At 47.1% G+C, this 23,814-nt stretch carries 24 protein-coding genes; 5 read left to right on the top strand and 19 right to left on the bottom strand.

Going from position 1 to position 23,814, the window contains the following annotated elements:
- Positions 1-62 precede the first annotated feature (62 nt).
- Complete coding sequence (gene aac(6'), locus KNO70_RS08385) at positions 63-515, top strand: aminoglycoside 6'-N-acetyltransferase (protein ID WP_214684554.1); 453 nt, start codon at positions 63-65, stop codon at positions 513-515.
- 20 nt (positions 516-535) lie between these two features.
- Here the strand turns inward: aac(6') and lpdA are convergent, their stop codons facing one another.
- The 4 genes from lpdA to pdhA all read right to left on the bottom strand — a co-directional run bounded on the left by lpdA (position 536) and on the right by pdhA (position 5,387).
- Positions 536-1,948, bottom strand: a complete 1,413-nt coding sequence (gene lpdA, locus KNO70_RS08380) for a dihydrolipoyl dehydrogenase (RefSeq protein ID WP_015881261.1) — start codon at positions 1,946-1,948, stop codon at positions 536-538.
- Between the two features lie 4 nt (positions 1,949-1,952).
- Positions 1,953-3,242, bottom strand: coding sequence for a dihydrolipoamide acetyltransferase family protein (locus KNO70_RS08375; RefSeq protein WP_015881260.1), 1,290 nt, complete (start codon positions 3,240-3,242; stop codon positions 1,953-1,955).
- Between the two features lie 78 nt (positions 3,243-3,320).
- Complete coding sequence (locus KNO70_RS08370) at positions 3,321-4,298, bottom strand: alpha-ketoacid dehydrogenase subunit beta (RefSeq protein ID WP_015881259.1); 978 nt, start codon at positions 4,296-4,298, stop codon at positions 3,321-3,323.
- 3 nt (positions 4,299-4,301) lie between these two features.
- Positions 4,302-5,387, bottom strand: coding sequence for a pyruvate dehydrogenase (acetyl-transferring) E1 component subunit alpha (pdhA, locus tag KNO70_RS08365; RefSeq protein ID WP_015881258.1), 1,086 nt, complete (start codon positions 5,385-5,387; stop codon positions 4,302-4,304).
- 331 nt (positions 5,388-5,718) lie between these two features.
- On the opposite strand from pdhA, the gene def reads away from it, so the two are divergent.
- A complete protein-coding gene (gene def, locus KNO70_RS08360) occupies positions 5,719-6,258 on the top strand; it encodes a peptide deformylase (RefSeq protein WP_196430483.1) in 540 nt (179 codons plus the stop codon).
- Position 6,259: 1 nt separating this feature from the next.
- Positions 6,260-7,885 (top strand): alpha/beta hydrolase, encoded by a 1,626-nt coding sequence (locus tag KNO70_RS08355; RefSeq protein ID WP_214812163.1) that lies wholly within the window; start codon positions 6,260-6,262, stop codon positions 7,883-7,885.
- Positions 7,886-7,927: 42 nt separating this feature from the next.
- Here KNO70_RS08355 and KNO70_RS08350 read toward each other — a convergent pair whose 3' ends face one another.
- Both KNO70_RS08350 and rnjA read right to left on the bottom strand, forming a co-directional pair.
- Entirely contained in the window at positions 7,928-9,385 is a 1,458-nt protein-coding gene (locus KNO70_RS08350; protein ID WP_214684558.1) for a phospholipase D family protein, read from the bottom strand.
- Between the two features lie 61 nt (positions 9,386-9,446).
- Complete coding sequence (gene rnjA / locus KNO70_RS08345) at positions 9,447-11,114, bottom strand: ribonuclease J1 (RefSeq protein WP_015881254.1); 1,668 nt, start codon at positions 11,112-11,114, stop codon at positions 9,447-9,449.
- A gap of 200 nt (positions 11,115-11,314) precedes the next feature.
- On the opposite strand from rnjA, the gene KNO70_RS08340 reads away from it, so the two are divergent.
- Positions 11,315-12,103 (top strand): Cof-type HAD-IIB family hydrolase, encoded by a 789-nt coding sequence (locus KNO70_RS08340; protein WP_205728289.1) that lies wholly within the window; start codon positions 11,315-11,317, stop codon positions 12,101-12,103.
- Between the two features lie 78 nt (positions 12,104-12,181).
- On the opposite strand, the gene KNO70_RS08335 is transcribed toward KNO70_RS08340, so the two are convergent.
- The 5 genes from KNO70_RS08335 to KNO70_RS08315 all read right to left on the bottom strand — a co-directional run bounded on the left by KNO70_RS08335 (position 12,182) and on the right by KNO70_RS08315 (position 17,665).
- Complete coding sequence (locus KNO70_RS08335) at positions 12,182-12,844, bottom strand: potassium channel family protein (RefSeq protein ID WP_015881252.1); 663 nt, start codon at positions 12,842-12,844, stop codon at positions 12,182-12,184.
- Positions 12,845-12,974: 130 nt separating this feature from the next.
- Complete coding sequence (locus KNO70_RS08330; RefSeq protein ID WP_214812160.1) at positions 12,975-14,006, bottom strand: cytochrome d ubiquinol oxidase subunit II; 1,032 nt, start codon at positions 14,004-14,006, stop codon at positions 12,975-12,977.
- Between the two features lie 14 nt (positions 14,007-14,020).
- On the bottom strand, positions 14,021-15,409 hold the full coding sequence (locus KNO70_RS08325) for a cytochrome ubiquinol oxidase subunit I (protein WP_074037383.1): 1,389 nt from the start codon (positions 15,407-15,409) through the stop codon (positions 14,021-14,023).
- 259 nt (positions 15,410-15,668) lie between these two features.
- Positions 15,669-16,790 (bottom strand): N-acetyldiaminopimelate deacetylase, encoded by a 1,122-nt coding sequence (locus tag KNO70_RS08320; RefSeq protein ID WP_214812145.1) that lies wholly within the window; start codon positions 16,788-16,790, stop codon positions 15,669-15,671.
- Positions 16,787-17,665, bottom strand: coding sequence for a transcriptional regulator CcpC (locus tag KNO70_RS08315; RefSeq protein ID WP_031421506.1), 879 nt, complete (start codon positions 17,663-17,665; stop codon positions 16,787-16,789). The genes KNO70_RS08320 and KNO70_RS08315 overlap by 4 nt, the downstream gene beginning before the upstream one ends.
- A 108-nt stretch (positions 17,666-17,773) precedes the next feature.
- Between KNO70_RS08315 and KNO70_RS08310 the strand changes: the two genes are divergently transcribed.
- Entirely contained in the window at positions 17,774-18,160 is a 387-nt protein-coding gene (locus tag KNO70_RS08310) for a disulfide bond formation protein B (RefSeq protein WP_214812143.1), read from the top strand.
- 42 nt (positions 18,161-18,202) lie between these two features.
- Here the strand turns inward: KNO70_RS08310 and nadE are convergent, their stop codons facing one another.
- From nadE to KNO70_RS08270, 8 genes are all read right to left on the bottom strand, one after another.
- On the bottom strand, positions 18,203-19,018 hold the full coding sequence (gene nadE / locus KNO70_RS08305) for an ammonia-dependent NAD(+) synthetase (protein WP_078146621.1): 816 nt from the start codon (positions 19,016-19,018) through the stop codon (positions 18,203-18,205).
- A 110-nt stretch (positions 19,019-19,128) separates the two neighbouring features.
- A complete protein-coding gene (locus tag KNO70_RS08300) occupies positions 19,129-19,926 on the bottom strand; it encodes a BsuPI-related putative proteinase inhibitor (RefSeq protein WP_078146620.1) in 798 nt (265 codons plus the stop codon).
- A gap of 98 nt (positions 19,927-20,024) precedes the next feature.
- Positions 20,025-20,219, bottom strand: coding sequence for a hypothetical protein (locus KNO70_RS08295; RefSeq protein ID WP_015881244.1), 195 nt, complete (start codon positions 20,217-20,219; stop codon positions 20,025-20,027).
- Between the two features lie 245 nt (positions 20,220-20,464).
- Complete coding sequence (locus tag KNO70_RS08290; RefSeq protein WP_015881243.1) at positions 20,465-21,556, bottom strand: virulence factor; 1,092 nt, start codon at positions 21,554-21,556, stop codon at positions 20,465-20,467.
- Positions 21,557-21,639: 83 nt separating this feature from the next.
- Positions 21,640-21,879: a hypothetical protein gene (locus KNO70_RS08285; protein WP_078146618.1), complete on the bottom strand. Its 240-nt coding sequence runs from the start codon at positions 21,877-21,879 to the stop codon at positions 21,640-21,642.
- A gap of 68 nt (positions 21,880-21,947) precedes the next feature.
- The gene (locus KNO70_RS08280) at positions 21,948-22,508 is read right to left on the bottom strand and encodes an NADPH-dependent FMN reductase (RefSeq protein ID WP_214812140.1); all 561 of its coding nucleotides are present in this window, start codon (positions 22,506-22,508) and stop codon (positions 21,948-21,950) included.
- Positions 22,495-23,214 carry an alpha/beta fold hydrolase gene (locus KNO70_RS08275; RefSeq protein WP_214812137.1) on the bottom strand — a complete coding sequence of 240 codons (720 nt, stop codon included), beginning with the start codon at positions 23,212-23,214 and terminating at the stop codon, positions 22,495-22,497. Before KNO70_RS08275 ends, KNO70_RS08280 begins: the two co-directional genes overlap by 14 nt.
- Complete coding sequence (locus KNO70_RS08270; protein ID WP_015881239.1) at positions 23,211-23,786, bottom strand: GNAT family N-acetyltransferase; 576 nt, start codon at positions 23,784-23,786, stop codon at positions 23,211-23,213. Before KNO70_RS08270 ends, KNO70_RS08275 begins: the two co-directional genes overlap by 4 nt.
- Positions 23,787-23,814: the final 28 nt, after the last annotated feature.

The following is a 23,814-nucleotide window of genomic DNA, read 5'->3' as shown; positions in this document are numbered from 1 at the left end:
CTTTTCTCTTCACAAGTATTTTCCTTTATACTACAAGTATGAAACCTAAGGAGAGAATGACAATGAAGATTGATTATGCAACAGAGGTAAACGTAGAAACTCTTGTCCAGTTCATGCACGATTTATGGCCAGACGCCCCCACCGAAGAATTACGAATGGAAGTCAAACTCGGTCTCGCCTCAAAAAAGATGCATTATTTCATCGCATCAAATGAACATGGGAAGGCGGTTGGTTTTTGTCAACTCAGTTTCCGGCATGACTATGTGCCAGGTTCTAGTACGTCCCCGACCGCCTATGTGGAAGGAATCTATGTCAGTGAATCAGAGCGCCACCGAGGTGTCGCCTCTCGTTTGGTCGATACTGCATCAACCTTTGCGGCCCGTCACGGTTGTATCGAACTGGCATCGGATACCGAGCTTGAAAACGAGGACAGTCAACGCTTTCACGAGAAGGTCGGATTCAAGGAAGTCGAGCGTGTCGTCACCTACATTAAAAACCTCTCCCACGAATCGTGAGAGAGGTTTTATTGACGTTCTTATTTTACAACGTGGATTGGCATACCCATTGCGATTTCAGCAGCTTCCATAGCCATCTCACCGAGTGATGGGTGAGCGTGGATTGTAAGTGCGATATCTTCAGCAGTCATACCAGCCTCGATTGCAAGGCCAAGCTCAGCAATCATATCTGAAGCGCCCGTACCCGCGATTTGAGCACCGATCAAGAGACCGTCCTCTTTGCGTGTGATGAGCTTCATGAAGCCGTCTGGCTCGTCAAGTGCAAGTGCACGACCGTTCGCTGCGAATGGGAATTTCGAAACTGTGATTTCGAGTCCTTCTTCTTTTGCGAGTGGCTCTGTATAACCAACCGTTGCGAGTTCAGGATCTGTGAAGACGACTGCAGGGATTGCAGAGTAGTCGAGGTAAGCTGGCTTACCTGCTGCTGCTTCCGCTGCGATTTTCGCTTCGTAAGATGCTTTGTGTGCAAGTGGTGGTCCAGGAACGATATCACCGATTGCATAGATGTTTTCGTTCGATGTTTTACACTGGTCATCGATTTCGATGATTCCACGGTCGCTGATTTTAACGTCCGCGTTCTCAAGACCGATGTCGCCTGTGTTTGGACGACGACCAACTGTGACGAGGACATAGTCCGCTTCAACAGATTGCTCTTCACCGTTTACTTCAAACTTAACAGTTACGCCGTCTTCCGTTTCTTCAACACCTTTAGCAAGTGCATTCGTGTGAATTGTGACGTTCCCTTTTTGCTTGAGTTTCTTCTTAACGATTTGCGTCATTTGTGGTTCGAAACCAGACAAGATGTCGCTAGCGCCCTCTACAACGACAACTTCTGTATCGAAGTTAGCGTATGCAGTACCGAGCTCCATACCGATGTATCCACCGCCGATGACGACGAGTTTCTTCGGTACTTCAGGAAGTGCCAACGCGCCAGTTGAAGAAAGGACACGTTTAGACCATTTGAACGATGGGATCTCGATTGGTGTAGAACCAGTCGCGACAATCGCTTTTTTAAATTTGTAAGGAGTTGAGCTGTCTTCAGTGATGACACGAACTGTGTCTTCAGACGCGAAGAACGCTTCACCTTGAACGATCTCGATTTTGTTTCCTTTGAGGAGACCTTTAACACCGCCAGTCAATTTGTTAACGACTGACTGTTTCCAATCTTGAACTTTTGTGAAGTCCACTGACACGTTGTCAGACGTGATTCCCATTGAATCATGACCTTTAGCGTGTTGGAAGTTGTGTCCTGCTGTGATCAACGCTTTCGATGGGATACATCCGACGTTCAAGCAGACACCACCGAAGTTGCCTTTCTCAACGATAGTTACTTTCATTCCGAGCTGTGCGCCACGGATTGCGGCAACGTATCCACCAGGACCGGCACCGATGACAAGCAAATCAGTTTCTTGTGCGAATTCTCCTACTACCATGTTCTTATCCCTCCATCATTAGAAGTGCTGGGTCTTCGAGCAAGCGTTTCACCATGTTAAGAGCGTTTTGTGCAGTCGCACCGTCGATGAGGCGGTGGTCAAAGCTGAATGAAAGTGCAAGTACTGGCGCAGCAACGATTTCACCGTTCTTCACGACAGCTTTCTCAGCGATACGGCCGATACCGAGAATCGCAACTTCTGGGTGGTTGATGACAGGCGTGAACCATTGTCCACCAGCTGAACCGATGTTTGTGATTGTGATCGATCCACCTTTCATGTCTTCCCCAGCGAGCTTACCTTCACGAGCTTTACCTGCAAGTTCGTTAATGTTTGTAGCAAGTGCATAGATTGATTTACGGTCTGCATCTTTTACGACTGGTACAACGAGTCCGTTGTCCGTGTCAGCTGCAATCCCGATGTTGTAGTAGTTTTTGTAGACGATTTCTTCGTTCACGTCATCGATTGAAGCGTTGATTGTTGGGAATGCTTTCGCTGCAGCAGTCAATGCTTTCACGACGAATGGCAAGTACGTGAGTTTCACGCCTTGGTCAGCCGCGACTTGTTTGAAATCTTTACGGAGTGCAACGAGTTTTGTAACGTCGACTTCGTCCATGAGTGTAACGTGTGGTGCAGTGTGTTTCGAGTTAACCATAGCTTTCGAGATGGCTTTACGGATTCCACGGATTTTCTCACGTGTTTCAAGTTCAGGAGTCGCTGACTCGTAAGGCTTGATTTCCGTTTTCGCAGCAGCTGCTGGTGCTACAGATTCTGTTTTCTCTGTTGTAGCTTCTGCAGACGGTGCTTCGCCGTTCGCGAATGCATCGATGTCTTCTTTCAATACACGGCCGTTGTCGCCAGAACCGTTTACTTCACGGATGTCGACACCTTTTTCACGTGCATATTTACGGACAGATGGCATAGCGATAACACGCTCAGATTTGTGAAGTTGAACGTCGCGTGGCGCGTCTTCTTTCACATCTTCTTTTACGTCTTCTGTCTTCTCTTCTGCTTTCGGTTGTTCAGGTGTTTCTTCTTCACCTGCTGGTGCGTCGCCTTCGATGTCAAACGTAATGAGGACGTCGCCGACTACAGCAACTGTACCTTCAGAAACTTTAACTTCTTTGACTGTACCGTCGACTGGAGCTGGGATTTCAACGACTGCTTTGTCGTTTTGTACTTCTAAAAGAACATCGTCCTCTTTGACCGTATCCCCTGCTTTTACGAACCACTTGACGATTTCACCTTCGTGAATACCTTCACCGATATCTGGTAATTTAAATTCAAATACTGCCACTGGTTTTTCCTCCCATCAATTCATCATGTAAACACGACAAGGGAGACAATTCTCCCTCATCGTTTATTCGACACGATCTTAGAAGTTCACAACTTCCTTAACTTTTGCAACGACATCTTTATGGTCAGGTAACCACATGTCTTCACCTTGTGCGAATGCGAAGACTGTGTCTGGTGCAGTTACTCGAAGAACTGGTGCTTCGAGGTGAAGAATTGCGCGCTCTTGAATTTCAGTTACAACGTTCGCTGCGATACCTGCTTGACGTTGTGCTTCTTGAACGACGATCGCACGACCTGTTTTCTTAACAGACTCTACGATTGTGTCGATATCAAGCGGGCTCACTGTCATGAGGTCGATGACTTCAACGTTGATGTTTTCTTTTTCAAGTTCTTCCGCTGCTTTGAGTGACGTGTGCACCATCGCACCGTAAGTGATGATTGAAACGTCTGTACCTTCACGTTTCACATCCGCTTTACCGAGTTCGATTGTGTACTCACCTTCAGGTACTTCGCCACGGAATGAACGATACAATTTCATGTGCTCGAGGAACACGACTGGGTCGTTATCACGGATAGACGCGATCAACAAACCTTTTGCATCGTACGGAGTCGATGGAATAACGACTTTAAGACCAGGTGTCTGAGCCATCAAACCTTCAAGGCTGTCCGCGTGAAGCTCAGGTGTCTTAACTCCACCACCGAATGGTGAACGGATTGTGATTGGTTGGCTGTAAGCGCCGCCTGAACGGTAACGCATACGTGCCATTTGAGCTGCGATTGAGTCGAAAACTTCGAATACGAATCCGAAGAATTGAACTTCCATGATTGGACGGAATCCAGTAAGACCTAGACCGATCGCAAGACCACCAATCCCTGATTCAGCGAGTGGCGTGTCGAAGACACGGTCTTCGCCGAGCTCGTCTTGGAGACCTTCCGTCGCACGGAATACCCCACCGTTTTTACCAACGTCTTCTCCGAAAAGAAGTACTTTCTCGTCGCGTTTCATTTCAACGCGCATCGCATCAGTAATCGCTTGGATCATTGTCATTTGAGCCATAACTTACTTCGACTCCTTTGCAGTATATTCTTCAAGCTGTTCTTTCAAGTTTGAAGGAAGTTCTTCGAACATGTTGTTGATGAAGTCCGAAACTTTTTGTTTTGGTTCTTTGTCTGCTTGGCTGATTGCTTCTTTCACGTCAGCTTTCGCTTGCTCGATCACTTCGTTCTCCATGTCTTCGTTCCAGAGTTTCTTGTTCTCAAGGAAGAGACGGAAACGTACGAGTGGATCTTTTTCTTGATATTCTGTGTCGAGTTCTTTTGTACGGTAACGTGTTGGGTCATCCCCAGCGAGCGTATGTGGTCCGTAACGGTAAGTGAGTGACTCGATGAGTGTCGGTGTTCCTTCGAGTGCGTCGACGCGAGCTTGTTGAGTCGCTGCGAGCACTGCAAGAACGTCCATTCCATCTACTTGAATTCCGTTGATTCCAGCTGCAACAGCTTTTTGCGCGATCGTTTTAGCTGCAGTTTGCTTTTCAACAGGAGTTGAGATAGCGAAACGGTTGTTTTGAACGACGAAGATTGCTGGTGATTTGAATGCACCTGCAAAGTTCAATCCTTCGTAGAAGTCACCTTGTGATGAGCCACCGTCACCTGTGTAAGTAATGGCGACATTTTTGTTGCCGTTGCGTTTGAGGCCCATTGCCACACCCGCAGTTTGAATGATTTGTGCACCGATGATGATTTGTGGCATCAATACGTTGACACCTTCAGGGATGCGGTTTCCTGCCACGTGTCCACGTGAGAACAAGAACGCTTGATAAAGCGGAAGTCCGTGGAATACGAGTTGCGGGATATCACGGTATCCTGGAAGAATCCAGTCCTCTTTGTCGAGCGCGTATTGCGTCCCGATCATCGTCGCCTCTTGACCTGCCACTGGCGCGTAGAATCCTAAGCGACCTTGACGGTTAAGTGAGATGGCGCGTTGGTCCCAGATTCGAGTATAGACCATGCGGCGCATGAGCTCCTGAAGTTGCTCGTCCGTTAGGTCAGGCATTGCGTCTTGGTTGACGACCTCACCCTTCTCGTCGAGAATACGGAACGTTTGGAAGTTTTCTTCCACGTTTTGAAGTACCTGAACGTTGTTCATTCGTTTCACCTCATCCTTTCAACTATGAGACAATTGTCTTTTTTGTGATCAAACACTATCTCAAATCTTACGTGTATCTGTCCAAAAAAGCAATCTGTATTAACGTGATTCAGAAAAGTTATCCTCTCCTGACGTTTCCTTGTTAGTATAAAACGGGTTGTTTCAATAACGCAAAAAATATGCTTACCTAAATAAAACGCTTACATTCAAGGGATATGACATCCTTTTCACCACTGTATTATTTTCATTTCACCTTCTGTACCATCCACATTCCTTCCTGTTTAAATATGATATAATCAATCATATAAGTTCGATAGAAAGGAAGTTGTGTATGTTAACCATGAAAGATGTCATCCGCGAAGGAGACGAGCGACTTCGCGCGCGTTCAGCCGAAGTTTCGATTCCGCCAACAACAGAAGATTTGGCGTTACTCGACGAGATGGAGACGTTTCTTGTCAATAGTCAAGACCCAGAGATGAGCGAGAAATACGAGTTACGAGGTGGTGTCGGAATCGCCGCACCTCAACTCGGTGTAAATCGTCGTTTCTTCACAGTATTGCTACAAGAAGAGGAAGAGACGTTTAAACTCTCCATCTTCAACCCTAAAATTACAAGTCATTCCGTCGAACAGACATTTTTGAATGGCGGCGAAGGCTGTCTATCGGTCGATCGCGTGGTCAAAGGAAATGTACCTCGTTTTCGTCGAATCACGTTAGAAGGGTTCGACCGCGACGGGAAGCCGATTAAGCTTCGTCTGCGCGGAATGCGCGCTGTCGTATGTCAGCACGAGCTCGATCATTTAGACGGGATCATGTTCTATGACCGGATTAATATGTCGAACCCGTTAGAAACATACGGCGAACCGATTTAACATGTTTAGTTCGAGAAAAAGGGCACTGTTGTTACTATTCCCATTTTTATTTCTTTTAATCGGTGGATGTGTGCGAATCAATTATGATGCGACCGTCCACTATGACCAATCTGTTTCGCTTGAAACGACTTACGCGTTCCGTGATCATCCAGTCATGAAATTGCTCAATCTCAGACTCGACTGGGATACTTGGAAAGAGCAGGCGGAAGAAAACGGATATGAAACAGAAGATTATTCAAGTCCTGATGACTACGAAGGCATGGTCTTAAAGAAGACATTTAAAAATGTCGACGAGTTGCAACAGATTAAAGAGGAATGGAAAACGGGACCAGCCGGTATTTTAGTCCCTCCGGATATTCAGTTCGACATCGAGCAACAGGAAGGCATTTGGTTTGATTCATATACACTCCAAACCAATCTCGACCTCCGACTCGATCGGGTCGACTTACCCGGTGTTGAACTAACCGGCTCCCCCAAAAAATTGGCTGAACGATATATCCGCCAAGCCGACATTCGCTTTAACTTGACTGTTCCGACCGGCGTATTCGTTGAGGATGGAACTGGCTTAGACCTCCGTTCTATGAAACATGTCGAGTGGCAAGTGTACGGAGGACGCCAAAACAATGTAAAGTTAGTCGCCCATGTGCCGAACGTTAAAGCATGGGTGATCACCATCATCGTATTGGTGTCAGCTATCATCTTAAGTTATTTCATTTGGCGCAAGTATCGACGAAACGTCGGCAACCCTAGAGAAACGTCGATTCGTTCACGCCTGTTAGGGTTATTGATTGTCTCCCTCTCGCTCATTTTGATTGTCGGGACATTCCGACAAGAGTTTGCAAACGAGCGTCAATCCGAGGCGATTCGCCAAGCTTCTCAAACGAATGAGTTTATCCCTACGTTTGCAGTTCATGGATTACTCGGGACAGACCGGACGTTCCTCCGTTTCTCTCAAGCGATGGAACAAAGTGGGCAAGCGACTGACGGAGCACTTTGTACCGTGACTGTCAAAGGCAAGGCCGACTGTGAAATATATGATTTTAGTTCAACTCGCCCGATTGTCCGAATCGAGTTCGAAGATGCAGAGGCTTCTTTGAACAATCAGACAAAGTGGTTGAATGCAGCCATTGAAACGTATAAGAAAACGAGAAATCGTTCGTTCGACCGGATGTATATCATTGGCCATAGTATGGGTGGCGTAGCCGCTGCCAACTATATCTTGAATCAAGAGACGTACATCGTCGATAAGTTTGTAACGTTCGATAGCCCATTCGGCGGGACACGCCTTGCGAACTTCGGATTATCTGCCAGTAACTTCGGCATTAACACCGGAAGCCCTGCCATCCGTGATTTGTCCCCTAACTCAGACGGACTACAAGCATTCCAGTCTAAGCTTGAGACATGGCCAAGGTCCGTTCAGGTACTCTCCTTCTCTGGACGAGGCGGTGAATTCAATTTGATTGAGCCGGCGAGTTCTCTGTTACTGGAAGAGTATACGAATAACATTCAGACAGAAACGGTACCGTACGACCATTTCTCGCTTCACCGTAAAAGTGACGTCTTGAAAGAGACTGGGAAATTCTTATACGAATACACGAATGAGTTTAATCCAATCGAGACGAACTAACGTCAAAACAGCTATCCCCAAATTTTGAGGATAGCTGTTTTTTTAATACGTCATCGTCCATGTGACTTTTTGGAGCCAATACATCATATACTTTCCGATTGGGAGATCGGTTTGAATCTCATCATACGCTACCGTATACGTGCCATTCTCATTGTTCCATAGACGATTAAAATACTCGTCCACTTCATCAAAGAAGGCTGTATCCACTTCTCCTGTCACTTCGACGTCTGCCTCTAGGTTGTAATCGTTCATGTTCCGGGTCGTATAGTTCCCCGATCCTAAGACAACGGTCTTTTCTTCACCATCCACATACAGGATTTTTGGATGATATTGTTCCTTGGCGACATCATACCAGCGAATCTCGATTTGCTCCGGGTTGACGGTGTTCAGTTCTGCCGTCACCGGTAAGTTCGGTAACCCTGATTTCGATCGACCGAAGGCATTCGTGTTCGGATCGAGGATCAAGTTCACCTTCACCCCGCGCCCGGCGGCATCCTCGATTGCTTGGATAATATTCCGATCTGCCAAATAGAACATTCCGATCCAGATGGTGTCCCCATCGTCCGCCCCATTCATTGCATCGAGCACCGACTCTTGAATCTTCCCTTCCGTGACATAACGAATCTCCATCGGTGCCTCGCTCGGCGCATTTTCAATCTTCGACAGCGCTTCATCATCTGGGAAGCGCCGTGCATCCCCTTTAGAGAACGTCGCGACCGCTTGCTCACCTTCAACGATTTCTTTTAAAATCGGTCCTTTTAAATGGACACCGACATTCGAGTGATATCCGCTGGCATCATGTGGATTAGCGGAAAGTACAAAGCCTTCATTCTCGGTGACCATCACTTTTCGATGGTTCGCTTTGATATTGAGCAACCTTAAATATGCACGTACCGTAATGTCCGGTGCCGAAGAGGCCATCGGGTTCGGTAGCCATCCGTCTTGACTATTGCCGAACCACTGAATCGCCATCCGGTAAAACGTGGAGTATAAAATATTCGGGTCACGAAGAGCATCGAGATTTGTGTACACGACTTCTACCCCTGCCTCCTCCAGTACATCGAAGTGGTCAGAAACATGACCGTTATAGCTGGTATTGATGTCATCCGTGATGAAGACGACTTTCAAGTCCGGATATCGTTTCATTTGCTCAAGCAATGCTGAAGATAGGCGCGATGTAATGTCCGGATATTGTCGGTCTTCATTCGAATAAGGATTGAATAAGAAAAAGTCCATGACGATATATTCTTTTGCCTCACGTATCGCTCGTTCAACTTCACTAAATATCTCCTGTTCGACAATCTCTGTATCTTCCCCTTGATAGGTCAAATCATGAAGAAAATCGATTTGGTCATCTGTGATGAGGTACGGTTCAGATTGTCTCGACACGCCTTCCGGTAATGGTTTGACTTGATGATAAACGAGCGTGATGAGAAAAATGACCGCAATGATTGCGGCTCCCCATTTCAGCCACCCTTTCTTCCCCTTTTTCTTCGCCATAAGCTCCCCCTCCTCTTTTGCGGTGAAAAAAACGAGCTGTAGTCTCCTACAGCCCGTCAAATCATACTTCCATAATAATCGGCAGGACCATTGGGTGTCTCCGCGTCTTTTGTGCCAAGTAAGGTGTGAGGGTGTCTGAGACGAGTTGCTTCATCTCCGACCACTTCATCTGCTTATTGGACAATCCTTGTTCGACGGTTTTCTTCAACAATCGTTCGCCATCACGAATCAGACTACCTGATTCACGCATGTAGACGAATCCACGTGAGATGATATCTGGTCCTGAGACGAGTTTGCGCGTCTTGCCATCGATGCTGATGACGACAACAACAAGTCCATCTTCAGACAGAATGCGGCGATCCCTTAATACGATATTCCCAATATCACCAATTCCATTCCCATCAATATACACAGCGTTCGCAGAAATTTTACCAGTGACCGCAGCCGACTCCGAGTCGACAGCAAGCACTTCGCCATTATCCATAACGAAACTGTTCTCTTTCGGGATTCCAACCGATTCAGCAAGCTCAGCATGCTTTTTCAACATACGGTACTCGCCGTGAATCGGCATGAAGAATTTCGGATTCAGAAGACGAATCATCAACAACTGTTCTTGTTGCGAACCGTGACCTGACGTATGAATGTTCGTCAACTTACCGTAGACAACATCCGCTCCCGCTTTATACAACTGGTCAATCGTCTTCCCGACCGAGATGGCGTTACCTGGGATTGGAGAAGAAGAGAAGATGACCGTATCCCCAGGAATGATCGACACTTGACGGTGCGTCCCATTTGCAATACGGCTGAGCGCTGCCATCGGTTCCCCTTGCGATCCGGTACAAAGAATCGCGATTTCATTCGGGTCGTAGTGACGCATCTGATTCGCCTCAATAATCATACCCTTTGGCACGTTGATGAAACCGAGTTCTTGTCCGATCGTCATGACTTTCTCCATCGAACGACCGAAAATCATGAGATGACGACCTGTCTCGGCACACGCATCGACCACTTGTTGCAAGCGATAGATGTTCGATGCGAACGTCGCAAAGATGATTCGACCGTCCGCTTTCCGGAACGTCTCACTAATCGTCCCACCGACCACGCTCTCACTCATCGTGAAGCCTTCCACTTCTGCATTTGTTGAATCGGACAAGAGACAAAGTACGCCTTCTTTTCCGATTTCCGCCATCTTGGCAAGGTCTGCCGGCTCGCCTACCGGAGTGAAGTCGAACTTGAAGTCACCCGTATGGACGATGTTCCCTTGTGGCGTCTTGACGACGACACCGAGTGAGTTCGGAATCGAGTGCGTCGTGCGGAAGAACGAGATGCTCGTCTTACGGAACTTGATGAGTGAATCCTCATCAATCTCATGGAGCTCCGCCTCACGAAGCAACCCATGCTCCTCAAGTTTAACTTTGATCAATCCGAGCGCGAGTTTCGTCGCATAAATCGGCAATTGTACTTGCTTCAATAAGAATGGAATTCCCCCGATATGGTCTTCGTGACCGTGAGTGATGAATACCCCTTTTACTTTGTCCTTGTTTTTAATCAAGTACGAGTAATCAGGAATCACATAGTCGATTCCAAGCAAGTCATCCTCTGGGAACATGATTCCCGCATCGATGACGATGATTTCATCTTGGAATTGAACAACATATGTGTTCTTCCCGATTTCTCCGAGTCCGCCCAATGCGAACACGGCTGTTTGGTGGTTCTTAACAAACTTCATTTAATCTCTCCTTACTTCAATTATTAATACATCTATGTGAAACATAAGTGATTCTCGAATATGCCCGTAAGATTCTTTTTTCATTATAGCTCATATCATGACAATATTTCACTAACGATGTGATATTCGTGGTAGTTTCCCTATTTCGTGTTATCCTTTTAGTGGGTTCAGAAAACATATTTTTTAGATAAAGAGAAAGAATGGTGAATCAAATGGAAGATCAAAAGGTTGTTTTCTTCGACATTGACGGCACGCTTTTACATGAAGGTAGTTATATCCCGCCTTCCACGATTTCAGCGATTCAAGCACTTCAGGCAAACGGCGTCGAGACGTTCATCGCGACGGGACGAGGACCGGCCATGCTATCCGACATCCCAGAACGTGTCGGGATTGATAGTCTCGTTTGTTACAACGGTCAGATTGTCGTGCACAAAGGTGAAATCGTCTATCGTAACACGCTCTCGAAAGATGCACTCGGTCGCTTGACGACGCACGCTTCTTCAAATGACCATACTCTCGTCTATTTGGGACAGGACCGTGGTGGTGCTTCAAAACCGAACGACGCCATCGTTGAACAATCGCTCGGCGAACTCGACATGCCGATCCCTTCATTCGAACCGAACTTCCACGCAGAAGAGGATGTGTATCAGACGTTACTGTACTGCACGCCTGAAGACGAGCATCGTTATATCAATGCTTATCGTGAGTTCGATTTTATCCGTTGGCATCCTCATGCGATGGACGTGATCAATAAGGGAGCCAGTAAAGCAGACGGCATCCGTCACTTTATTGAGACCAACGGCTACCGTCTGGAGAATACGTATGCTTTCGGAGATGCATTGAACGACTTGGCCATGCTTCAGTATGTAGGGACAGGAATCGCCATGGGCAATGGTCGCACTGAAGCGAAAGACGTGGCGGATTTCGTCACGAAATCCATCCTTGAAGATGGAATCGAGTACGGCCTAAAGGCGATGAAGCTCATCTAAAAAAGACCCTTGGAGTCAAACCGTCGAGTTGGATCAATCGATTCAACGATCGCGGCATCGCTCCAAAGGTCTTTTCTTTTATCTCGAACGAAGTGTGCGCTCTAGTCGATCCAAATCGGTATCCTTCCCGATGATGATCAAAATATCTTCCGATAAAATCATCTCATCCGCTTGAGGAGAAATCAGGACATCGTCATCGCGACGAATCGCGACGATGTTCACCCCGTACTTCGCTCGCAAGTCCAAATCGATGAGGGATTTGTTCGATAACTTGTCCGATGCTTTAATTTCGACAATCGAATGTTCATTCGATAATTCGAGGTAGTCGAGGATACTCTGGCTCATCAACCCATTGGCAATTCGTACGCCCATATCTCGCTCAGGGTGGACGATGTTATCCGCCCCGATTCGACGGAGTACTTTTTCATGGTAATCGTTCGTCGCCTTGACCGTGATGATTTGGACACCGAGTTCCTTTAAAATCAACGTCGTCAAAATGGAAGCTTGAATATTCTCCCCGATGGCGACGATCACATGTTCAAAGTTACGAATCCCTAAACTCTTTAACACATTCTCATCTGTTGTATCGGCAATCACGGCATGGGTTGCCAATCCCATAAACTCATTGACACGTTCCTCATCTGAATCGATGGCGAGGACGTCATATCCATTTGAAGACAATTCTCGGACGATCGACCCTCCAAATCGTCCTAACCCGATGACTGCAAATTCACCTGTCATGATGCTACATCCCTTTCCTACACATGTTCTCTTCTTGATTCTTCGTTCAGTGTAACTGATTCCACTTCAAAACTCTATATAAAAAACAAAACGGGATTCCCTTCAAATAAAGGAAATCCCGTTCTTGCCATTATGCTTTTCCACTCGAGCGTTTCCCTCGTACGTAGTCGTTGTCGAACAAGAACAAACGGAGCAAGAGATAGAGCGCCGGAACGAGTAGGAGCAACCCTAAGATGAATACGATGACAAGTGCCACCGCCATCGACTCGTTGACGACACTTCCATTAATATCGATATACGGATACAGGATGTATGGCAAGTGAGAGTATCCGTAGCCGAACCATGCCATGAAGAACTGACCCATGACCATCAAGAAGGCAATCCCGTAATTTCGTTTCATATAAACGAAGGAGACGGCGATGACGAAGAACAAGAAGCTCATCGCAAACCACCACCAGTTCCCTCCTAGGATGCTTTCGTAATGCCACGCAGCTTGCGACTTCAACCCGAAGAAGACGAGACCCGATGCGATAATCGTCGGGACGCTCCAAAATAGAGCCCATTTTCGAACAAGTTCGACGGCATTTTGGTCACGTGCCTTGTCCGCATAGAACAAGAGGAACATGGCACTAATATAGAGGACAGAGACAATCGCCAAGATGACGACCGTCCACGAGTAGAAGTTGGTGAACAACTTCGCCCCGTCAAAGAAGACGCCGTTCTCTGTCTCTGTGATGAAACCACCTTGGCTGACAGTTAAGACCGTCGACATCGAAGCTGGGATGAGTAATCCCGTCGCCCCATAGAGGAACATATAGAGCGTGCTCTCCTTTGACCCATAGTTAGCGAACGCATAGAAGCTACCACGAATCGCAAGCAAGATTAACACGACAGACGCTGGAACGAGCAAGGCCGTACCATAGTAATAAGCAGTGTCCGGAAAGAATCCGACAATCCCGACAAAGAAGAACACGAAGAATACGTTCGTGACTTCCCATGTCGGTGACAAATACCGTTTGACGAGACGGTTCACTAAGTGATCACGTTTCGTATAGCGGCTATAGAAAGCGAAGAAGCCTGCACCGAAGTCAATCGATGCGACGATGAGGTAGCAGTATAGAAACGTCCATAAGACGGCAATCCCTAATTCTTGAATTTGCATGTCATATCCTCCGATCACACTTCATCCGCAAACATCGCTTCACCACGATGCTCGGATTGTTTTAGTTCTTTTCCTACCGGATTCTCTTTGAACAGGCGTGATAGGACAACCACAGTCACTGTTCCGAGTACCGCGTAGAGGATCGCGAAAGCGACAAGCATCCAACCGACGTTCGCTGATGTCGTAGCTGCCTCACTCGTACGCATCAACTCATATAACGCCCAAGGTTGACGACCAAACTCAGCGAAGAACCAACCAAACTCAATCGCCGCCATGGCAAGAGGTCCACCGGCTGCAATCGCAAAGAGCATCGGCTTGCTGAACTGGTTCAAACGTTTAATATATCGTCCGAGTACGAACAGGAAGGAGATGAGCGCGAGAAGCATCCCAATTCCGACCATCGCATCAAATAGATAGTGAACGAAGAGCGGCGGTTGATCTTCTTTCGCAAATTCATTGAGACCTGTCACTTCATAGTTCGGGACACCACCTGCAAGAATAGAGAGGGCGTAAGGAATCTTCAAGGCGCCTCGAACTTCATAGCCACCTTGCCCATCATCTTCTAACCATCCGCCCAAAATCAATTCGGCCTCGGAGGAGGTTTCGAAATGCCATTCTGCAGCTGCTAATTTATCTGGTTGATACTGAGCCAAATATTTACCTGAGAAGTCACCGACAAGCGCTGTCGCGATCGCAAAGATCAAAGCGACCGTCATCGTCAGACGAAGACCTTTCTTATGATACTCGATTGACATCTTGTCGAGTTGATTTCGACGTTGACGTAACAACTGAACGGCTGCGATCGCAGCTAGAATGAACGCGGATGTTAAAATAGCCGAAGTCAACACGTGTGCCATTTTCGTCGGCATGGCCGGACTGAACATCGCTTCGAGCGGGCTGACATTTGCCAATCGACCATCGACAATATCAAACCCTACAGGCTGGTTCATAAAACTGTTTACCGTTGTGATAAAGAACCCTGAGAACAATGCACCGACGGCAACCGGAATCCCGAGGAGCATGTGGTGCCACGGATTTTTAAATCGATCCCACGTGTACAAGTAAATACCAAGGAAAATCGCTTCAAAGAAGAAGGCGAACGTTTCCATGAAAAGCGGGAGCGCAATCGTTTGACCCGCAACGCGCATCAAGTTCGGCCATAGGAGTGAAAGCTGCAGACCGATGGCCGTACCCGTCACAACCCCAACCGCTACCGTCACGACATAGCCGCGGGACCAGCGTCGAGCCATGAGCGTGTATTTCGGGTCTTTTTTACGAATCCCTAAAAATTCTGCCAATAAAATTAAAAGTGGAACCCCGACGCCGAGTGTGGCAAAAATCACATGAAAACCTAATGTGAGTGCCGTCAATGCTCGACTCATCAGGACAGGATCTTGAAACATCTATTGATTACCTCCTATCTCTCTCTATCGCTTCGAACCCATGTATGAAACGACAATCACAGATGAATACCCTTCGATACTTACATCATAATGATTTTATATTGCGCTGTAATGTCTCAATGCTCGAGTTCGCAAAATGTTCACATTTGAGCAATCGCCACAAAATCGTCGCTTTACATGAATAAATCTTTCCCTTTTTCTCACTCGTTCACTCCTTTTTGGGCACACTAAAAGCGGACTCAATCGAGACCGCTTCGTGTTATTGAATCATGACAGTTCGGAAGTAATGGTCGAATAGATCGATGGCCACTTCGATCGAACGTTCATCCGGGTTGAGTGTCGATTGATGGAGTCCTGACCCCATATCGTTCACTCCTAACCAAACCATAAATCCGGGGACCTGTTTCAACATATATCCAAAATCCTCACCCGTCATGGCAGGGACACATGTTTTATATGAATAGCCGACCTCTTCCACCGCTTCCTCGAATTGATAAAGATAACGTTCGTCATTGACGACTTCGTGATACCGATTGCCGAATTCAAGGTCAATTTGAACGTTATACGTCATCTCGACTCCGGCGATGATTTGACGAATCCGGCTTTCCAGTACGACCATTTCTTTGTCAGACAAGGCGCGGACCGTCCCATCCAGTTTGGCCGTATCCGCGATGATATTTTCCTTCGTTCCTGCTGCGACTTTTCCGATACTGACGACCGCACTTCCCATCGGGTCAATGTTACGAGACACAATCGTTTGCAGTTGCATGATGAGAGCGGCCTGAACGATGACAGCGTCAATTCCCGCGTGAGGGAAAGCACCATGCCCCCCTTTTCCATGAATGGTGATATGGAGCTCTCGCGCACTCGCAAACAACACGCCCGGTCTTGAAGCGACCATGCCGACAGGATATTCAGGCGCGACATGTAAGCCGAACAGTGCATCCGGCCGGAAGTGATAGAACAATTCTGATTTCGCCATCGGTTCGGCTCCTCCCGGGCCCTCTTCGGCCGGTTGGAAAAAGACGACAAGGTGATGATTAAGCGGTTCCTCGACCGCTCGTTTAATTAACCCAAGCGCGATCGACATGTGCACATCATGTCCGCATGCATGCATCATTCCTTCGTGAATCGATGCGAATTCTAGCCCCGTCTCTTCCGTGATGGGCAGTCCATCCATATCGGCTCGATATCCAATCGTCTTCTCACCGATGAGACCATCTACCCGGACGAAAAGACCTGTTCGCCAGTGTGTAATGTGAACACGTGGTGAATCGAGCGATCGAATCAATTGCTCAAGCGTCGCTTGTGTTTTGAACTCTTCATATCCGGCTTCCGGAATTAAATGCAGCTGTCTTCTCGCTTCAATTGCCCAATTCATAACTCAGTCTCCTTTGTAATTTCTTCGACGATCTTCCAAAACGCCTGGACTTGCGCCAGCTCCAACATCGATTCTGTTGAAAGCATCCATGTGTCCCGGACGAGTGGCACGCCACCCGACGACGTCAATGGAATTTTATTCATCTCATTCACATCTTTGATGGTCGATTCCGGAAGAATCGCGAACCCGATTCCGTGTAACGCCATCTGTTTGCATGTTTCGATTTGGTCGACGACAAGCGTCGTCAGAGGCGGGCTCGAAAATCGTTCCTGCCACCACTCTAATATTTCCTGGTAATACGTCGAGTCGCTCTTGAATTGAATAAACGAGCGCTCGTTGTTTTTTAGTTGAGAGAGGTCGGTCATTTTCAGATCGACCAAATGCAAGGAATCAGAGAACAACTTCATCCGTTCCCCTCGCCAATCCGGATTTCCTCGGATGATTCCGATATGGAAATTCTCTTCGAGCATGTAACGCATCATTTCGCTCGACCATCCGGTGACCAATTTGACACGGACGGACGGATAGCGTTCGACGAACGTCTTCAATACCTTGGGTAGCCAATACTGTCCCATGATGGAGGCGACGGCTATTTTCAACGTTCCGTACACTTCTCCTTGGTTGGCCGTCAGTTCGCCCCTTAGTTCTTGTTCTTCACTGTACATCTTTTTAGCGAACTCGATGATTTTCTCTCCATCTGGCGTCAATGCGAGCCCTCTTGTGGAGCGAACGAAAATCTTCTTCCCCCACTGATGTTCGATGGTCACGAGCCGTTGACTGAGCGCTGGTTGTGAGACAAACAATCGCTCGGCTGCTTTACGCATATTCAATTCTTCCGCAAGAATAATTAACACTTCTACTTCCGAAACTTGCATCACGTCACCTGTTTCTCTATCGTTTGAAAGATTGTATACTGAATAAGTATTTGTTTCAATGTATCATATCATGTTTAATCATCAATTTGATTGTTAGGAGGAAATCTGATGCAACGTCATCATTTCGCCTTTGTCGTCGCGACCGTCGCGACGCTCGGCAGCCTTTATTTTTCAGAGGTCATGCTCTTTTTACCTTGTAAGCTGTGTTGGTTCCAACGCATCTTTATGTATCCACTAGCCATCTACTACTTGACTATCATGTTGACTGCACGAGACGTCAACCGCTTGTTCGTAGGGATTATGGCCGGTGCCGGATGGTGTATCAGTCTGTATCATGTCATTTTAGAACGGATCCCGAACGGCGAAGCCTTCTGTACGAACGACTGCCTGATTCGTTGGGTCAACTATTTTGGATTCGTCACCATCCCACTCCTCAGTTTCATCGCCTTCACCTGCATCCTGATCATTCAGTTCGTCCCACTTAAAAAAGCGTGAAACAACAAAGGAGAAGCTGTCTCGAGACAGCTCCTCCTTTTTTTATTGCCACCATTCGTCGTACAACGAGGCAGGCATGTGATGCTTGTGGCGTGAACGTTTGAAAATTGTCTCGATTCGCTCGGCGATTGTCGGGTCGATTGTCTTTCCTTCCAAATAGTCGTCCAGCTGATCATACGTCATACCGAGTGCGACTTCGTCAGGAAGTCCAGGGCGACCATCTTCAAGGTCGGCCGTCGGCACCTTATAAATCACACGCTCATGCGCTCCAAGTTCATGGAGAAGTGCTTTTCCTTGACGTTTGTTCAAACCGGTCAACGGTGTGAGGTCACAAGCTCCGTCACCGTGTTTTGTATAAAATCCTGTCACATATTCCGCAGCATGGTCTGTTCCGACCACAAGGGCACCGAATGTTGCCGCAATGTCGTATTGTGCCTTCATCCGCTCACGTGCCTTCGTGTTCCCTTTATGGAAGTCACTCAATTCGAGGCCCGTTGCACGGTGAAACGCTTCAACCGATGCGTCAACAGCAGGCTTGATGTTGACAGTGAACGATTTGTCCGGACGAATGAACTCAAGCGCAAGTTGTGCGTCATGCTCATCGTGTTGCTCACCATACGGCAATCTAATTGCATAAAATGTATACTCGTCACTCGTTTCTTCTCGAAGCTCTTCCATGGCGAGTTGACATAGCTTTCCGGCAAGGCTCGAGTCTTGCCCGCCTGAGATCCCTAGGACGAGTCCTTTCGCACCAGCCCGTTTCACATATGCTTTCAAGAAGTCGATACGTTGACGAATTTCTTCTTTCGGGTTGATGGTCGGTTTGACATGTGTTGATTCAATGATCTGTTGTTGCATGGATTACCCTCCCACTATGCTCTCATTTTGCTTTATTGTCTGATAATCCTTATACCCCGTCAACTAGCGTCTCAAAAAGAAAGACGGAAACAACAGTTTCCGCCATGGTTTTATTGAACTTTAAATGATGTGACCTCTCCACCGATTGGTGTCATCTCTAAGAACAATGGTTGATCTTTCGCCGGTGCTTCATCGAGCAATACCCCAAACGAGAAACCACCGCCGGTCACTTCGGCTGCACCTTGAGCGTAAACATTATGTCCGTCTGATACAGACCACTCAAACTCGACCTCATCCGTATACCCGCTCACTTGAATCATCGTGTCATTCAAGTCAATTTGTACATCACGGAACGCGCCGTCCGACTGCGGCTCTGTAGCAGGCGTTTCTTCCGGTGTTTCTGACGTACCTTCATCCGGAGTTTCTGTTGCAGTAGATTCAACGGTGAACGTCGTCTCATCTGTCACAGCAATTTCAGGTGCTCCGTCAACTTGACCGAGCCCAATCACTTCGACCGAATATTCGCCTGGTTCTAATGTCAATGGAAAGACTTCGTCGAATACTTTTTTATCATTCGCTTCCCATTTTTCCTCAATTACAGATTCTGTGAACATATAATCACTTCCGTAATCAAATACGGTTTGATCCCCTTTTTTGACAACTAACTGAAAACGTTGCGACGAATTAAACGTTACATCGACTGCTTCCTCATTTGGGTTTGTCATCGAAATCGTAGCTGATAACGTTTTTGCCGAAGCATCGTATGCCATTTCCGTGTCGAGCGTCAATGGAGCCGGTGGTTCAGACGAATCACTGTTTACTTGACTCGGTTTCGCCTCTTCTTTCCCACATCCCGCTACGACTAATAAGATTGCCGTCACTACGGCGAGCAACCAAGTTTTCTTCATGAATCCCACTCTCCTCAACAAAATAAAAAACGTCTATAGCACTAGTGTATACAATGTGCAGACGTTTGTAATGATTTTCCTTATATTATTTACCTTTTTTACGAAACTTTAGTTTGTTCCATGTATTGTTGCCAACCGGTCATGAACAATGAATCTGCGATATCGAGATCAGACCGGACTTGAGCCGTGATAGAGAACGTCTCACTGTGCATCGACTCAAACGTGACGACCATCGTTTCTCCTACTACTTCCTTATAAGCTACAAGTTCAGGCGTTTCTGCAAACAATATCATAAGTATGGCTCCTTTGTTCATCTGTGATAAACCTAGTGTACCAATCTGAAACCAAGATATATGTCCTATCGTTCGACAGCACAACAATGACATTTTACCTATTGTCGAAACGTTTACATCAAATGTTAGTCAATTGGGGAAATGTGCATATGATTTCATGAAAAAAAGGAGCAATCCGTACTACAGACGCTCCTCTTTACCTTAAATTGTAAATCAATTTGATTCAATACATGTCGAACGAAATCTCATTTCGACCGGTTCGAAATTTGTTGCCATACTGTCCCGAGTGCTGTCTCGCCGCTCGTGATCCGCTCTTTCGCAAGTCGCGCTTGTAAAGAGACCTCGAACTCGCGGTCTTCCTCCGCAATCGACAAGGCAGGTACAGCCCGCTCATCTCCACAATCGAATAAGAAACGAGCCGCTCGCCAACGTACGAGTTTGTTTTTATCCTTTAACGCCTCAATCATGGAAGGTTGGGACTGAGGTAATGCCCAGTCGGAGACCGTATCCCCAGCCGTCCGCCGCACAATAGGAGAAGCGTCCACTAAGGCTTGTTCGATATATGTGACATATTCCTCACGTCGCTCTTCAAACATCCCGATCATGACGACCGCCTGTCGACGGATTGCCATCACGGAATCTTCCAAGGCACGACGGAAATAAGGCATGTTTTCATGTTGGATTTCGAGTTCATCCAAGAATGCCATCCGATCTTTCCAATTATCCGACTGAAGATGGTTCGCGTTCGCCTCAAAATCCGCTTCACGACCAAATGCTCGGGCCACGATCCGCTCGATGCGCTCTTCAGGATACGCCGCTTCCAATTCTTCTTGTGCGACGACACTGACTTCATCCAATTCACCATAACGTGGGGCTTGTTCTACCCAACGACGGTCTTGAATGACATTCTTCACTTGTGCTTGAACTTCCATCGCTGCATCGACGAATCGTTTCGACAATCCGATTCGTTTTTCCTCGTCCCCTTTGACGAGTTTTAATTGCATCGGTACATCGAGCACGAATTGAACGGATACATGGACCGGTTCATAGTCCGTATCCATCTTTGTGGATTCGACTTCCTCAACTTGTTCCCCGAACGCCCGTCGGATCTCATTCATGACGTCATGCCAATCATGTTTCGGATGTCGCTCGACAGCGAGAAAATCAGACACGGCGTAAACGGATTTGACGCCTCGAAGCCCGATGATTTCTTGAATGATGGCTGGGGCATCCGTACTCGCTTTGTCGTACGTTGTGCCTCTCCCTTCAAACGGAGGGTCCACAATGATTTTCAAGTTATTCGGACTTGGTGTCGGTTCGATTGCTACTAGTTTCATCCTCATCACCTCACTCTTCATCGTGACGAAAATGACAAAAAAACGCAAGCGAGTCGCTTGCGTTCGATCAACCATCTATTTACTTAAAACAACGCGATAAACTGTTGGAGTGAATACGTCGTCCCATCCACAGTAAACGTGTCGTCCTCTGAAATCGGTTCAAGGAAGAAACGTTTTTCACCATCTTCTTTCACGTAACCAAAAATATGATTGGATTGATAGAACAATTCAATAATCGTCATCCGTCCAAATGTCATCCCATCGTTCATTACCGCCCGATCACCCAATTCGCCGCCATTGTACAGTTCGATGTAAGTTTCCATTTTGGTGTCGCTCCTCTTGTGTTTGTTTTCACAGTTCCTTTCTATCAAACAACATGAGCGACTTCAAGTTAATTTTTTGCGTTACGCTTCCAAAATTCAATCCATTTACGATATTCCAATAATGTTTTGTTGATTTGATTAATCGACTTCTCATCATGCAACCCTCTATCATCAATCTTTTCTTTACAATGCGTGATGAAAATTTCATTTCCCGGTAAAACATTTGCACGATTTGTGGCAAATACTTGTCGGAGATGGATTTGGCATCTGGCGGTTCCAAGTATGCCCGGCGAGGCCCCGGCGATCATAACCGGTTTATCCCGAAGTGGCGTTCCTGGCTCGAGCGAAAGCCAGTCGATTGCATTCTTCAGGACGCCCGGGATGCTATGGTTATATTCAGGGGTGACAATCAATAACCCATCAGCTTCCCGAACAGCTTGCTTCAATGCGGCCACAACTTCCGGTTCATCCGGATCAATCAAATCGTCATTGAACAGTGGAAGTTCGATGGAGACGACTTCAATGTCGAAATCCTCTTGAGCCAGTTCAATGATCGAATGCAAAAGAGCAGTATTGAAAGATTTCTTGCGAAGACTTCCTGACATAGCGATTAATTTATAGGTTTCCATGTTCTACCTCCCGCATCCATTCGTTCACGATTTTCGCTGCTTCTTCAGGGGCTTCCATCATCCCCATATGACTGAACGGAACGATTGCTTTCGTATGTCGTGACGCACCTAAAAACGCCCGCTCCTCATTCATATTCGGGTCTTTTGAGCCGTAAATGAATAGGCCGGGGAGGTCAGTCGTTTCAACAGTGTCCACTTCGTCTTCACGATCGCGGATTGCCTGTTGCGCGTTCACGATTCCCTCGACCGTCATTTCATATCCGATTGCGATCGCTTGTTGGATGAGCGCCGGGTCGGAATCGCTTGAGAAGACATTTGGAATCATTCCGTCAATAAACGGCTCGATCCCTTCTTCGATGACTTGATTGATGGCACCGTTTCGCTTTTCCCGCGCCGCTTCTGTATCAGCGGCCGCCGTCGAGTGAATCAATCCAAATCCCGATATTTCTGTTCCATAGCGACGCACGAGGTTAGTCGTCACATAGCCTCCGAAAGAATGCCCACATACGAGCGGACGGACAAGACCCCGAAGACGAATTTCTCCGATGACCCAGTCCGCAAATTGATCCATCGTTTCTGGTCCCACGTCCGTCCCGGCATGACCAGGTAATGTGAGCGCGTGAACTTCGGCATTCAATAACGGTTCCAACTGTTCAAAGTACTTTGGAGAACCACACAGCCCATGTAGCAATACGAGTGCTTTCATATCATCGAGTGCTCCTTTTCTTCCCATTCTGTTTTGAGTAGCCGATACATCGTCAAATCCATGAATCGGCCATGGCTATATGCATAATCTTGTAGAAGTCCTTCTTCAATAAATCCCAATTTTTGAACGAGTCGATTCGACCCTTCATTCCCTGGTGCGACCAACGCAGAGATTCGATGAAACTTGAATTCTTCAAAACCATATTGGATGACAGCTGAAGCAGCTTCGAAAGCCACCCCTTGTCTCCAATAGTGAGGAGAAACCTCAAACCCGATTTCGGCGCGATAATATTGGGGCGTCCAATTATGAAATCCAATCGTTCCGACCAATTCGTTCGTCATCCGATCGCATATCGCCCAACGAATGGCCTTCCCTTGCTGAAATTGATCCTTAAAGTAAGCGATCACGTTCTTCGCCTCATAGACGGCAAGCAACGGGTCCGACCCATAATATCGCATCACTTCCTCAGTGGATAAAATGGTATAAAGTGCTCTAGCATCACGCGGTTCTAGCTCTCGCAGGATAAACCGGGGCGTAGCGAGCTCAGGAAAACTCCGTTTTAATCCCCACATGTGGAACCCGCCTTTCCTATTCGTTTCC

The organism is Exiguobacterium sp. s181 (assembly GCF_018617125.1).
Lineage (GTDB): Bacteria > Bacillota > Bacilli > Exiguobacteriales > Exiguobacteriaceae > Exiguobacterium > Exiguobacterium profundum.
This window is presented reverse-complemented; position numbering and strand designations above follow the sequence as displayed.